16 protein-coding genes are annotated in these 13,490 nt (G+C 60.8%); 1 reads left to right on the plus strand and 15 read right to left on the minus strand.

What is annotated here, in order from left to right; translation table 11 throughout:
* Positions 1-193: 193 nt before the first annotated feature.
* From AC07PQ_RS23760 to AC07PQ_RS23815, 12 genes are all read right to left on the minus strand, one after another.
* Complete coding sequence (locus tag AC07PQ_RS23760; protein ID WP_493185297.1) at positions 194-979, minus strand: TatD family hydrolase; 786 nt, start codon at positions 977-979, stop codon at positions 194-196.
* A gap of 82 nt (positions 980-1,061) precedes the next feature.
* Entirely contained in the window at positions 1,062-2,048 is a 987-nt protein-coding gene (locus AC07PQ_RS23765) for a DNA polymerase III subunit delta' (protein ID WP_493185298.1), read from the minus strand.
* Complete coding sequence (tmk, locus tag AC07PQ_RS23770) at positions 2,041-2,673, minus strand: dTMP kinase (RefSeq protein ID WP_007928062.1); 633 nt, start codon at positions 2,671-2,673, stop codon at positions 2,041-2,043. The genes AC07PQ_RS23765 and tmk overlap by 8 nt, the downstream gene beginning before the upstream one ends.
* Positions 2,674-2,692: 19 nt before the next feature.
* Entirely contained in the window at positions 2,693-3,913 is a 1,221-nt protein-coding gene (gene mltG, locus AC07PQ_RS23775) for an endolytic transglycosylase MltG (RefSeq protein ID WP_493185299.1), read from the minus strand.
* Between the two features lie 3 nt (positions 3,914-3,916).
* Positions 3,917-4,732: an aminodeoxychorismate lyase gene (gene pabC / locus AC07PQ_RS23780; protein ID WP_493185300.1), complete on the minus strand. Its 816-nt coding sequence runs from the start codon at positions 4,730-4,732 to the stop codon at positions 3,917-3,919.
* Positions 4,732-5,976: a beta-ketoacyl-ACP synthase II gene (gene fabF / locus AC07PQ_RS23785; RefSeq protein WP_007928055.1), complete on the minus strand. Its 1,245-nt coding sequence runs from the start codon at positions 5,974-5,976 to the stop codon at positions 4,732-4,734. The genes pabC and fabF overlap by 1 nt, the downstream gene beginning before the upstream one ends.
* Positions 5,977-6,087: 111 nt before the next feature.
* Entirely contained in the window at positions 6,088-6,324 is a 237-nt protein-coding gene (gene acpP / locus AC07PQ_RS23790; protein WP_003175607.1) for an acyl carrier protein, read from the minus strand.
* Between the two features lie 196 nt (positions 6,325-6,520).
* Entirely contained in the window at positions 6,521-7,261 is a 741-nt protein-coding gene (fabG, locus tag AC07PQ_RS23795; RefSeq protein WP_007928054.1) for a 3-oxoacyl-ACP reductase FabG, read from the minus strand.
* Between the two features lie 16 nt (positions 7,262-7,277).
* Entirely contained in the window at positions 7,278-8,216 is a 939-nt protein-coding gene (gene fabD / locus AC07PQ_RS23800; protein WP_492571659.1) for an ACP S-malonyltransferase, read from the minus strand.
* A gap of 126 nt (positions 8,217-8,342) precedes the next feature.
* Complete coding sequence (gene plsX / locus AC07PQ_RS23805; protein ID WP_150049778.1) at positions 8,343-9,353, minus strand: phosphate acyltransferase PlsX; 1,011 nt, start codon at positions 9,351-9,353, stop codon at positions 8,343-8,345.
* A gap of 3 nt (positions 9,354-9,356) precedes the next feature.
* Positions 9,357-9,539: a 50S ribosomal protein L32 gene (gene rpmF / locus AC07PQ_RS23810; protein ID WP_003179396.1), complete on the minus strand. Its 183-nt coding sequence runs from the start codon at positions 9,537-9,539 to the stop codon at positions 9,357-9,359.
* Positions 9,540-9,552: 13 nt separating this feature from the next.
* Positions 9,553-10,080, minus strand: coding sequence for a YceD family protein (locus AC07PQ_RS23815; protein WP_007928051.1), 528 nt, complete (start codon positions 10,078-10,080; stop codon positions 9,553-9,555).
* Between the two features lie 105 nt (positions 10,081-10,185).
* Here AC07PQ_RS23815 and AC07PQ_RS23820 point away from each other — a divergent pair, with 105 nt between their 5' ends.
* Entirely contained in the window at positions 10,186-10,764 is a 579-nt protein-coding gene (locus AC07PQ_RS23820; protein WP_493185301.1) for a Maf family protein, read from the plus strand.
* A 55-nt stretch (positions 10,765-10,819) separates the two neighbouring features.
* On the opposite strand, the gene sppA is transcribed toward AC07PQ_RS23820, so the two are convergent.
* Genes sppA through rluC form a run of 3 tightly spaced genes read right to left on the minus strand, consistent with a single transcriptional unit; the run spans position 10,820 to position 13,436 of the window.
* Positions 10,820-11,809 (minus strand): signal peptide peptidase SppA, encoded by a 990-nt coding sequence (sppA, locus tag AC07PQ_RS23825; protein ID WP_007928048.1) that lies wholly within the window; start codon positions 11,807-11,809, stop codon positions 10,820-10,822.
* A gap of 18 nt (positions 11,810-11,827) precedes the next feature.
* A complete protein-coding gene (locus AC07PQ_RS23830) occupies positions 11,828-12,490 on the minus strand; it encodes an HAD-IA family hydrolase (protein ID WP_007928046.1) in 663 nt (220 codons plus the stop codon).
* The gene (gene rluC, locus AC07PQ_RS23835) at positions 12,480-13,436 is read right to left on the minus strand and encodes a 23S rRNA pseudouridine(955/2504/2580) synthase RluC (RefSeq protein WP_007928042.1); all 957 of its coding nucleotides are present in this window, start codon (positions 13,434-13,436) and stop codon (positions 12,480-12,482) included. Before rluC ends, AC07PQ_RS23830 begins: the two co-directional genes overlap by 11 nt.
* Positions 13,437-13,490 lie beyond the last annotated feature (54 nt).

Genomic DNA, 13,490 nt, shown 5'->3' on the forward strand with positions numbered 1-13,490 from the left:
CCAAATTTGTTTAAAAAACGAGCAAGGCCAACTGGACTGAATTCAATAGTGATCAATACTTGAAATGTCGGCGTGACATCTCCCCCAAGTGAAGCGCCGATGAAGGTACCAAGGGATGGCGTGCCTTTGTTTTACTCCTAATGGTCTTAACCCGGATTCACCCCCCAGAACCCGGGTTTTTTTTGCCTGCGATTCAGCCCTTGACGTGCGCCAGCGGGAACAGACGCTTGAAGTTCTCGGTGGTCTGTTCGGCAAAACGCTCGTAGGGCTCCCCACGCAGCATGGCCAGGAACTCGGCGACTTCACGCACGTACTGCGGCAGGTTGGGCTTGCCGCGATAAGGAATCGGCGCCAGGTACGGCGAATCGGTTTCCACCAGCAAACGGTCGGCCGGCACCTGGCGCGCCACGTCCCGCAGTGCATCGGCATTGCGGAAAGTGACAATCCCGGACAGGGAAATGTAGAAACCCAGGTCCAGCGCGGCCTTGGCCATATCCCAGTCTTCGGTGAAGCAGTGCAGGACCCCGGCTTGCGGCAACGCCGCTTCGCGCAGCAGAGTCAGGGTATCGGCGCGCGCGCCACGGGTGTGGACGATCACCGGCTTGCCGGTCTGCTGGGCGGCTTGCAGGTGCAGGCGGAAGGATTCCTGCTGCAACTGCGCGGCTTCCGGCTCGTAGTGGTAATCCAGACCAGTCTCGCCAATGGCCACCACCCGCGGATGGTTCAGTTCCTGCAGCAGCCAGTCGAGGGCTGGCGCCGCACCAGGCTGGACATCCAGGGGATGGACACCCACCGAGCAATCGACGTCGTCATAACGCTCAGCCAACGCCTTGACGTCGGCCGCATTGTCGGCACTGACGCCAATGCACAGGAAATGCCCGACACCGCGCTGACGGGCCGTGTCCAGGGCGGCATCCAGGGAGCCGTCATGGGCGGCGAGATCGAGGCGATCAAGGTGACAATGGGAATCTACAAGCATAAGAAGCGACAACCACATTCGGTCAATGAACAGGCCGGCCCGAGCAGCAGCCGGCGATTCGGTTTGTTTCCAGGCGCCGCCGTCAGTTGCGCGCGGGCAGTGCGGCCCACTGCACCAGCAAGGCTTCGAGCAACAGCACCCGATTGAGGTTGGCCTTGTTCAACACCTTCTGGCGCTGCGCAAGGATCCAGTCCTGGATCTCCAGAACCTTGGCCTGGGAGGACTTCTGCGCGAGGTACTGCACCACTTTGCGCATATCGGCCAATCCCAGCCCCTCCTCGTCCTGCGTCAGCTGATAGCGCAGGATCAGGCTCGACCAGTCGCAAAACCAGTCGAACAGCAGCAATAAGGGTATTGCATTCCAGCCTTCAGCCAGCTGGGTCGGCGATTGCTGCTGCTTGAGCAACTTCTTCACCCCGTCGACCACCTGCGCCCGCTGCGCGCGCGCGCCCTGGGCTTGCAGGCTGACAGCCGCCAGGGGCGAACCGGCCGCCAGGGTCAACAGCTCGACCCGCTCCTCTTCCGAGCAGTCCGGCAGGGCTTTGCTCAGCCATTGCAGGCTCATGGCCTCACTGGGCAGAGGACAGGCCTGCTGCACGCAGCGACTCTTGATGGTCGGCAACAAACGGCTCGGCTGGTGGCTGACCAGCAGCAACACCGTATCGCCGGACGGCTCTTCGAGGCTTTTCAGCAGCGCGTTGGAAGCGTTGATGTTCATCGACTCCACCGGCTCGATCAGCACCACCTTGCGCCCGCCCAGTTGCGCGGTCTGCACCACGAAGCTGACCAGCTCGCGCACCTGGTCGACCTTGATCGCCTTGTCCGCCTCCTCCGGCTCCAGCACGTAGTTGTCCGGATGGCTGCCGGCCTGCAGCAGCAAGCACGACTTGCATTGCCCGCAGGCATCCAGTCCGGCCGGACGCTGGCACAGCAGGCGCGCCATCAGGCGCTCGGCCAGTGCACGCTTGCCGATGCCCGCCGGGCCATGGAGCAGATAGGCGTGGGCATGCTGCGCTCGGCCCGCCAACTGCTGCCAGAGTTCGTCCTGCCAGGGAAAGGCCTCAGCCACGGTGCAGCTCCAGCAATTTCGGCAACAGGGCGTCCAGTGCTTGCTGGACCTGGGACAGCGGCTGCGCCGCATCCACCAACAGGTAACGCGCCGGATCGGCTGCCGCGCGCTTCAGGTATGCCTGGCGTACCGCATCGAAGAATACCCGGCCTTCCAGCTCGAAACGGTCCAGACGGCCACGGGCACTGGCGCGGGCCAGACCCACTTCGACCGGCAGGTCGAACACCAGGGTCAGGTCGGGTCGCAGCTCACCCTGAACGAACTGCTCCAGGGTCGCGATGCGCTCCACGGACAAACCACGACCACCGCCCTGATAGGCGTAGGTGGAATCGGTAAAACGGTCGCACAACACCACCGCGCCACGGGCCAGCGCCGGACGAATCACCTCGGCCAGATGCTGGGCGCGCGCGGCGAACACCAGCAACAGCTCGGTATCGGGATTCATGACCTCGTCGCCGGGGGTCAGCAGCACCTCGCGGATCCGCTCGGCCAAGGGCGTACCGCCCGGCTCGCGAGTCAGCAACACCTCGATGCCAGCGGCGCGCAGGCGCTCGGCCAGGTATTCGCGGTTGGTGCTCTTACCCGCGCCTTCCGGGCCTTCCAGAGTAATAAACAAGCCAGTCACAGGCAGTCCTTAATCAAAGTCATTGCGGGCTTTTCGGCTCGGGCTCGACGGGAGTTTCGAGCGGTGCTTGCGGCGGTACTTCCGGGCTCACTTGGGGATCCTCCTGAGAAGGCTCTTCAGGGGACGCCTGCGGAACCGCCTCGGGCGCCGTATCGGGTGACGCCGCCGGAGTCGACTCCGGAGTTTCGGAAGCCGCCGGGCTGCCCGCCGGTGCCGGGCTGGAACGATAATCGGCGCGACGCTTGAGCTGGAACTCGCGCACGGCATTGTTATGCGCATCCAGATCGTCGGAGAACACATGGCTGCCATCGCCACGCGCCACGAAATACAGACTGCTGCCCGGCACCGGGTTGAGCGCGGCATGGATCGCCTCGCGACCGACCATGGCGATCGGCGTCGGCGGCAAGCCACTGATCACGTAGGTGTTGTAGGGGGTCGCTTCCTTCAGCAGGGCGCGGGTCAACTTACCGTTGTAACGCTCGCCCAGACCATAGATCACCGTCGGATCGGTTTGCAGCAACATACCCACCTGCATGCGGCGCACGAATACCCCGGCAATCTGCCCGCGCTCCTGGGGCACGCCGGTTTCCTTCTCCACCAGCGAGGCCATGATCAGCGCCTGATAGGGCTCGGTATAAGGCACATCGGCCGAGCGCTTGTTCCATTCCTTGGCCAGCACCTCGTCCAGGCGGCTGTAGGCTTTTTCCAGTAGCTCGGCATCGGTCATCCCACGTACGAAACGGTAGGTATCGGGAAAGAACCGGCCTTCGGGGAAAACGCCACCATGACCGAGTTTTTCCATGACTTCACTGTCACTCAACCCATTCAGGGTCTGCTCGAGCTTGTCATGCTTGGCCAACGCCGCGCGCACTTGACGGAAGGTCCAGCCTTCCACCAGGGTCAGGCTGTACTGCACTACTTCACCACGCTGCCAGACCCCGATCAGGCCATGCGCGGTCATCCCTGGGGTCATGCGGTATTCGCCGCTGTGCAGTGGCTGTCCTTCCATGTTGAAGCGCCAGTACAGGCGCAGCCAGAACGCGTCCTTGAGAACGCCATTGGCTTCCATACGGTTGAAGGTACCGCCTGGCGTCGAGCCAGCCGGCACGTCGAGCAATTGCTCTTGGGTCAGGTTGAGAGGCTGCTCCAGCGCCGAGTTCAACTTCCAGGCCGAGGCGCCCAGCGCCAGACCTGCCAGAACCAGTCCGGTCTCCAGCAGAAGCAATAGTTTACGTCTCACAAATCAGGCATCCAGTAGCGTGCGGGCAATGCGTTGCAGTTTACGGGTGAGCGGTCCGGCCGACCAGCGCAGCGCGCCACAGGCAAGCACCGGCCAAATGCCATAGACACTGTTGCAGACAAAGACTTCGTCGGCCTGTTGCAACTGTTCGAGACTGATGTCGGCGATTTCCGTGGGAATAGCCAACGACGCGGCCTGAAACAATATTTCAGCGCGCATCACTCCGGCGACCCCGCAACGGCTCAGATCGGCCGTGAATAAGGCACCGTCGCGCGCCAGGAACAGATTGCTGAACACGCCCTCGATCACCCGCCCGGAAACGTCGAGCATCAAGCCTTCGGCATGCTCGCTGTCCTGCCACTCGGAACGGGCAAGAACCTGCTCCAGTCGGTTGAGGTGTTTGAGGCCGGCGAGCAAGGGCTGCTCGGACAGGCGGGTGGTGCAAGGGAACAGTCGAACCCCCTGCTCGGCATGCGTCGCCGGATAAGCGGCCGGCGCATTGCCCTGGAGGATTCGCCGCGGCTGCGCTCGCGGGTCGGCGGCATAACCGCGCTGGCTGTCACCCCGGGTGAGGATCAGCTTGAGCACGCCCTCCCCCAGCAGCGAGGCGTAGGCGGTGAGCTCGCTGCGGATCAACGCCTGATCGGCAGCGATGGCCAGGCGCGAACAGCCCTCGGCCAGGCGCAGCAGGTGTCGCTCCAGCAACAAGGGCTGGCCTGCCCTTACCGCGATGGTCTCGAACAGGCCATCGCCATAAGCCAGGCCGCGGTCCTTGAGCGACAGAACGTCAGCCGGCTGACCGTCGACCCAGCTGTCCATCAGCCGGCGAACCGGCGGAACACCAGGGAGCCGTTGGTACCGCCGAACCCGAAGGAGTTGGACAGCACCACGTCGATGTCCATGTTGCGTGCGGTGTGTGGCACGAAATCCAGGTCGCAACCTTCATCCGGCTCATCGAGGTTGATGGTCGGTGGCGCTGCCTGGCTGTTGATCGCCAGCACGCTGAAGATGGCCTCAATGGCACCCGCGGCACCCAGCAGATGGCCGGTCATGGACTTGGTGGAGCTGATCGCCAGCTTGTAGGCGTGATCGCCGAACACGCTCTTGATCGCCTCGGCTTCCGCCAGGTCACCGGCAGGGGTCGAGGTACCGTGGGCGTTGATGTACTGCACCTGCTCGACGTTCAGCTTGGCATCACGCAGCGCATTGGCGATGCAACGCGCCGCACCGGCGCCATCGGCGGGTGGCGAAGTCATGTGGTAAGCGTCGCCGCTCATGCCAAAACCGATCAGTTCTGCATAGATGGTCGCGCCACGGGCCTTGGCATGCTCCAGCTCTTCGAGCACCAGCGCGCCGGCACCGTCGGACAGCACGAAGCCATCACGGCCCTTGTCCCAAGGACGGCTGGCACGGGTTGGCTCGTCATTGCGGGTCGACAGCGCACGGGATGCGCCAAAGCCGCCCATGCCCAGACCGCAGGCGGCCATTTCAGCGCCACCGGCGATCATCACGTCGGCTTCGCCGAAGGCAATATTGCGGGCCGCCATGCCAATGCAGTGGGTACCTGTGGTACAGGCCGTGGAAATGGCGTAGTTCGGCCCCTGGGCACCCAGATGGATGGACAGGAATCCGGAAATCATATTGATGATCGAGCCAGGCACGAAGAACGGAGAAATTCGACGCGGGCCGGAATCATGCAGCGTGCGGCTGGTTTCTTCGATATTGGTCAAACCGCCAATACCCGACCCCATGGCAACGCCGATTCGCTCGCGGTTGGCATCGGTCACTTCCAGGCCGGCATTACGCACTGCCTGAAAACCGGCCGCCAAGCCGTATTGAATGAACAGGTCGAGCTTGCGGGCCTCTTTGACCGACAGGTATTCCTCGACATTGAAGCCCTTTACCGAGCCGCCAAAACGGGTGGAATAGGCAGAAAGGTCGGTGTGTTCGATCAGACCAATGCCACTGCGGCCAGCCAGAATGCCCTGCCAACTGCTCGGAACATCCGTACCCAGTGGCGACAACATACCCATACCGGTGACTACGACGCGTCTACGCGACACAGCACTCTCCTTTTTTCTAATGACGACACTTTGCATCAGGCCTAAAGAAAAAACCGCACGCCGTAACGGCAGTGCGGTTTTTCCATGACAGCAAAAGACGACTAAATACGATTAAGCCTGGTGGCTGGTAACGTAGTCGATAGCTGCTTGAACGGTAGTGATCTTTTCAGCTTCTTCGTCAGGGATTTCGGTCTCGAATTCCTCTTCCAGAGCCATCACCAGCTCAACGGTGTCAAGGGAGTCGGCACCCAGGTCTTCAACGAAGGAAGCGGTGTTAACAACTTCTTCTTCTTTAACGCCCAGTTGCTCAGCAACGATTTTCTTGACGCGCTCTTCGATGGTGCTCATACCTTGTTTTCACTCCTAATGGACAAATTCAGGCAGCTGGCCAGTGGGTAAGTGTATAGAAAGGCTTTTCAGCTTTTCAACTGAAAGCTTCACTCCTCAAACCCTTTGGCCACCTGCCTATAAATTGATTGCAGCTTTATAACGGATTTTAGACAGCTCGTATGACATTTTTTTGAAGCAATCCGTCACATTTAACTCACATGTACATCCCGCCGTTCACCGGGATTGTAGCCCCGGTCACGTATGCCGCACCGTCGGATGCAAGAAAAGCGACCACTTGCGCGATCTCTTGAGCCTGCCCCAGACGACCCAGCGGAATTTGTGTTTGCAGCGCTTCACGCTGCGCTTCAGGCAAGTCGCGGGTCATGTCGGTATCGATGAAACCCGGAGTCACCGAGTTCACGGTAATCGACCGCGAGCCAACCTCACGCGCCAGAGCACGACTGAAACCTTCCAGGCCCGCCTTGGCGGTGGCGTAGTTTACTTGGCCAGCGTTGCCCATGGCACCCACCACCGAACCAATACTGATGATTCGACCCCAGCGAGCCTTGGTCATGCCGCGCAGAACGCCCTTGGACAGGCGATACAGACTGTTCAGGTTGGTATCGATCACGTCGTACCACTCGTCGTCTTTCATGCGCATCATCAGGTTGTCACGGGTAATACCGGCGTTGTTCACCAGGATCGCCGGTGCGCCGAACTGCTCCTGAATGCTGGCCAGTACGGCAGCAACGGACTCGTCGCTGGTGACATTGAGTTCAAGGCCTGCGCCCTGAATGCCGTTTTCCTTCAAGGTGGCAGCAATACCCTCGGCCCCCGAAGCGGAAGTTGCGGTACCCACAACGATCGCGCCCAGGCGACCCAGCTCAAGCGCGATGGCCTGGCCAATACCGCGGCTGGCGCCGGTAACCAATGCAACTTTACCTTGCAGACTCATGCAGGCTTCTCCTAATTCAGACCACCGCTGCGCAAGCGGCAGCGAAGGCATCTGGGGTGTTCAGGTTAGAGGTCGATACGCCTTCGGCGCAGCGCTTGTTGAGACCCGCCAGGACCTTGCCCGGACCGCACTCGACCAACTGGGTGGCGCCCTTGGCGGCCAGGGTCTGCACCGACTCCACCCAACGCACCGGCTTGTACAACTGCTCCAGCAGGTCGCGCTTGAGGGTTTCGAGATCCGGCGCCACATCGGCGCTGACGTTCTGCACCAACGGAATCTGTGGCGCCTGCCAGTTGATGGCGGCAATCGACTCGGCGAAACGCTCGGCAGCCGGACGCATCAGCTCGCAGTGTGATGGCACGCTGACGGGCAATGGCATGGCGCGCTTGGCGCCACGTGCCTTGCAACCCTCGATGGCGCGCTCGACAGCGGCCTTGGCGCCGGCGATCACCACCTGGCCCGGGGAGTTGAAATTGACCGCGCTGACCACTTCGCCTTGTGCGGCTTCGGCACAAGCGGCCAGCACATCGGCATCTTCCAGGCCGAGAATCGCCGCCATGCCGCCCTGCCCTGCAGGAACGGCTTCTTGCATCAACTGACCGCGACGCTCTACCAGCTTCACGGCTTCGCCCAGAGTCAGGCTGCCAGCGGCAACCAGCGCGCTGTATTCACCCAGGCTATGGCCGGCAACGAACGCCGGACGCGCCCCGCCTTCCGCCAGCCACAGACGCCACAGGGCGATAGAGGCAGTCAGAATGGCCGGCTGGGTCTTGTCGGTTTGATTGAGCAGCTCCTCGGGACCCTCTTGGGTCAAGGCCCAGAGATCGTAGCCCAGAGCATCGGAAGCTTCTTTGAAGGTTTCGAGGATCAACGGGTACTGCGCGCCCAACTCGGCCAACATGCCGAGGGACTGCGAGCCCTGTCCAGGAAAGACGAATGCGAGGGATGCAGACATGTAACAAGCCCCTAATGATCTTGTCGTCGGAGAATTGACGCCCCACCGTGGTGGACGCAAGAAACTGACAGTTGGATGGCCAATTGAACTGAGCGGTCACATTTAAGCATTTCCGAGTGCAAACGCCTAAAGCAACAGATCTTCGAGCCGCCCATGCAGGCGCTCCGGGAGGTTTTCCTGGATCTCGATCAACGCCCGTTGAATCGCACTCTGGAAACCCTGAACCCCTGCCGAACCGTGGCTTTTCACGACTATTCCCTGCAAGCCGAGAAAACTCGCGCCATTGTGTCGCGCCGGCGCCAGATCGGCCTGCAGACGCCGCATCAGCGGCAGCGCCAGAGCACCGACCACACGGGAAACCGCACTTTGCTTGAACAGGGATTCGATACGCGCGGCAATCATGGTCGCCAGCCCCTCGCTGGACTTGAGCAGGATGTTGCCGACAAAACCGTCGCACACCACCACGTCCGCCTCGCCGCGATACAACCCGTCGCCCTCGACAAAGCCGATGTAATTCAAACCCCGGGCATTCTGCAGCAGGCTAGCTGCCAGCTTGACCTGCTGATTGCCCTTGATGTCTTCAGTACCGATATTGAGCAACGCCACTCGCGGACGAACGACCCCCAGCGTCTCGGCCGCCACCGACCCCATGACCGCGAACTGGAACAGGTGCTCGGCGCTGCAATCGACGTTTGCCCCCAGATCCAGCAGTTGGCAATAGCCGCGCTGGGTTGGAATAGCCGCCACCATCGCCGGACGATCGATGCCCGGAAGGGTTTTCAACACATAACGCGACAACGCCATCAGCGCACCGGTATTGCCGGCGCTGACACAGGCCTGGGCCTTGCCATCACGCAGCAGCTCCAACGCCACCCGCATGGAGGAGTCCGGCTTGCCACGCAGAGCCTGGGAAGGTTTTTCATCCATGCCAATGACTTCTGCGGCGGGCACAACCGTCAGGCGCGCGCGATCCACAGCCGAATGACCGGAAATCAGTTCTTCTAGAAGGAAAGGTTGACCGACAAGGGCCAGGTGCAGCGAGGGGGTGGCAGACAGGCAAGCAAGGCTGGCCTGAACAATGCTGCGGGGACCGAAGTCCCCGCCCATTGCGTCAATCGCGATGACTTGAGCGGACAAGGATTACTCGTCAGCGCCCTTGTCGATCACTTTACGACCACGGTATACGCCTTCTGGCGATACGTGGTGACGCAGGTGAACTTCACCAGTGGTCTTTTCTACGGACAGGGTGCTAGCCTCGAGAGCGTCGTGCGAACGACGCATGTCACGGGCAGAGCGGGATTTTTTGTTCTGCTGAACAGCCATAATTGATTAACTCCTAAACGTTTGGGTCACGCTTTAACTGCGCCAATACACTGAACGGGTTGGACCGCGTTACCTCGTCCTCGCTCGGTTCGGGCTCATCGAGACCCGCCGGCTGCTGGCATTCTTCCGGATGATGAGCAGGCACGATGGGCAAGGCGAGCAAAAGCTCCTCCTCGATCAAAGCCTGCAGATCCAAAGGATCTTCGCCCAGTTCCAGCACGTCATAACCTTTCGGCAACGACTGGGTATTCGCACCCTCCTTCACCACAGCGTAACTGCATTCGCTGTGGATCGGCAGGGTGACCAGCTCAAGACAACGCTGGCAAACCATTTTGACTTCAGTGTCGATAAAGCTGTGGATCACCACAGATTTACGTTCATCTCGTTCAAAAACGAATTTAGCCTGCACCGTACCGACATCGTCGGAAAGCGGGTCGCAGAGTCTCTTCAAATCGGCCAGCAGCAGTTCACCTTGAAGGGTGGTGCCACGGTCAGCCAATTTGCGCGGGTCAACGTGAGGTGGAATCGGGTCATTCAACATAGGCGCAGCATTATAGGGATGCCCCCGGCCATGTCAAAGGAAATTCAGCCCTGTCCGTCACTTGCAAGCCCCGCTAGAATTCGCGGCCAGCCTCAGGAGATGCGCATGCTGCCTTTATTACTTGCCTCAAGCTCGGCCTACCGGCGCGAATTGCTCACCCGCCTGCGCCTGCCATTCACCTGCAGCTCACCGGATATCGACGAAAGCCACCGCCCCGGGGAATCCGCCAGCGACCTGGTCAAGCGCCTCGCCGAAGAGAAAGCCCGAGCACTGGCCGCCACCCACCCAGGACACTTGATCATTGGCTCGGACCAGGTCGCGGTGCTCGGCGAGCGCATCATAGGCAAGCCCCACACTTTCGAAAAGGCGCGCGAGCAATTGCTCGCCGCCAGCGGCGCCAGCGTGACCTTTCTCACCGGCCTGGCCCTGCTCAACAGCAAGAGCGGCCACTGCCAGGTCGACTGCATACCCTTCACCGTGCATATGCGCGAGCTGAGCCCTGCCCGCATCGAACGCTACCTGCACGCCGAACAGCCTTATGACTGTGCCGGCAGCTTCAAGGCCGAGGGCCTGGGCATCAGCCTGTTCCGCAGCACCGAGGGCAGCGACGCCAGCAGCCTGATCGGCCTGCCGCTGATCCGCCTGGTAGACATGCTGCTCGCCGAAAGCGTGGAAATCCCCTGACCACCCACACTAAAAAAGCCGGCCATAGGGCCGGCTTTTTTTTAAAACAGCGCAATCAACGCAGTGTCGGCCCCTGAAAGCCCATCCACATGGCCAGATGCTCGGCAACACTGGCACCCAGCTTTTTCGAGAAGCGATCGAAAGGCGACTCCTGCACGGTGAAATCCACCAACTCCTTCTCGCCGACCACATCCCGGGCAACCGAGCTGGCACTCCCCAGCCCATCGATCAAGCCCAGTTGCAGCGCCTGCTCGCCGGACCAGACCAGGCCGGAGAACAGCTCCGGATGATCCTTATCCTTGAGACGCTCGCCACGCCCCTGCTTGACGCTGGCGATGAACTGGCGATGAGTGGTATCCAGCACCCCCTGCCAGAACTGGGTTTCCTCGGGCTTCTGCGGCTGGAACGGATCCAGGAACGACTTGTGCTCACCCGAGGTGTAGGTACGACGCTCCACACCCAGCTTCTCCATGGTGCCGACGAAACCATAACCGGCCGCCGTAACCCCAATGGAACCGACCAGGCTCGCCTTGTCGGCATAAATCTGATCGGCAGCGCTGGCAATGTAGTAGGCGCCGGAAGCCCCCAGGTCGGAAATCACTGCATACACCTTGATATCCGGATGCAAGCCACGCAGGCGACGGATTTCGTCATAGACATAACCCGACTGCACCGGGCTACCGCCAGGACTGTTGATACGCAGCACAATGCCTTTGACCTTCGAGTCCTCGAAAGCCGCACGCAAGCCGGTCACGATGTTGTCGGCGCTCGCTGACTCCTTGTCCGCGATCACGCCCGCCACCTCGATCAACGCCGTGTAACCGGCCCCGCGGGTGGCGGTTTTTTCCATATCCATCAACGGCGTAAACAGCGCCAGGGCCACAAGCAGATAAACAAAGGTCAGGAGCTTGAAGAAAATCCCCCAGCGCCGCGAACGCCGCTGCTCTTGCACACCGGCCAGCAGGGTCTTTTCCAGCAGTTTCCAGCTCTTGTCGTCAGCACTGTCGGCAGCTGATTTACTCGGCGCCTTCCATTCGTCGCTCATGCTTTTACCCCAAAAGACTCAATTGCCCCGCTGGCCGAGCCAGGCATGCAATTGAGGAAAACTATCGATAGACAGGCGCGGCTCGTAAGCCTGCAAGACTTCCAGCGATTGCGCACCATAACCGACCGCAACCGATGCCATGCCCGCGTTACGCGCCATCAGCAGGTCGAAAGAGGAATCCCCGACCATCAACGCCTGCTCGGGGCGCACCTCGCAATGCGCCAGGATCTGCTCGAGCATCAGCGGATGAGGCTTGCTCGCGGTTTCGTCGGCAGCGCGGGTGATGTCGAAATAATCTTCCCAGCCATGCGCCTTCAACACCCGATCCAGGCCACGCCGCGCCTTACCGGTCGCTACCGCCAGATGATATCCCTCGCCCCGGAAAGCTTCGAGAGACTGCACCACCCCGGCAAACAACGGAGAAGGCTCGGCCTCGAGAGCGATGTAGTGATCGGCATAATGCTGGCGAAAATCTACCAGCTCGGCATCGCTGATGTGCGGATACAGCGTGCGGATCGCCTCTGGCAATCCCAGGCCGATAATGCCCTTGACCGCAAAATCGTCGCACCGGGCAAACCCCGAGCGATCGGAGGCCACATGCATGGCCTCGACTATCCGACCAATGGAGTCTGCCAGGGTGCCGTCCCAATCAAAGATCAGCAGCTTGTAATCAGGGTGCACTCAGGCGCTCCACGGTCTTGGCCCACATTTCATCCACCGGCGCCTGCAATTTCAGCTCGCCGCCATCGGGCAACGGCACGGTCAGCATGTAGGCATGCAGAAACAGGCGCTTACCGCCCAGGTCACGGATTTCCTTGGTGAAATCGTCATCGCCATACTTGCTGTCGCCGGCAATGCAATGCCCTGCATGCAGGGTATGCACACGGATCTGGTGAGTACGACCGGTCACCGGTTTGGCTTCGACCATGGTGGCAAAGTCACCGAAGCGGCGCAGCACCTTGAACACGGTCAAGGCCTCCTTACCCTCTTCGTTCACTTCGACCATGCGCTCGCCGGAACGCAGGTTGCTCTTGAGCAGCGGCGCACGGACCTGCTTGATCGAGGTCGCCCAGTTGCCGCGCACCAGCGCCATGTAGCGCTTGTCGACACCATCGCCGCGCAAGGCTTCATGCAAATGACGCAGCATGCTGCGTTTCTTGGCGATCATCAGCAAGCCAGAAGTATCGCGGTCGAGGCGATGGACCAGCTCCAACTCCTTGGCGTCCGGGCGCAACTGACGAAAGGCTTCGATCACCCCGAAATTCAGACCGCTGCCACCATGCACAGCGATGCCGGCGGGCTTGTTGATCACGATCAGGGCTTTGTCTTCATAGACAATCGAAGCCTCCAGGCGCTGCAACAAACCCTGCGCCACGGGCACGGGTTCGTCACGCTCCGGCACGCGCACCGGCGGCACGCGCACGATATCGCCCGCCTGCAGCTTGTATTCGGGCTTGATCCGGCCCTTGTTCACCCGCACTTCGCCTTTGCGCAAAATGCGGTAAATCAAGGTCTTGGGCACGCCTTTGAGCCGAGCGAGGAGGAAATTGTCGATGCGTTGGCCGGCATATTCCGGCGAGACCTCAAGCAGTTGAACGCCTGGGGTCGAGGGGGCAGTAGTCGTCATGGCGCAAATGATAACAATTTTTTATGGAATTGAAGCACTTAATGATTACTGCTA

The organism is Pseudomonas sp. GW821-FHT09E12, from assembly GCF_059416085.1.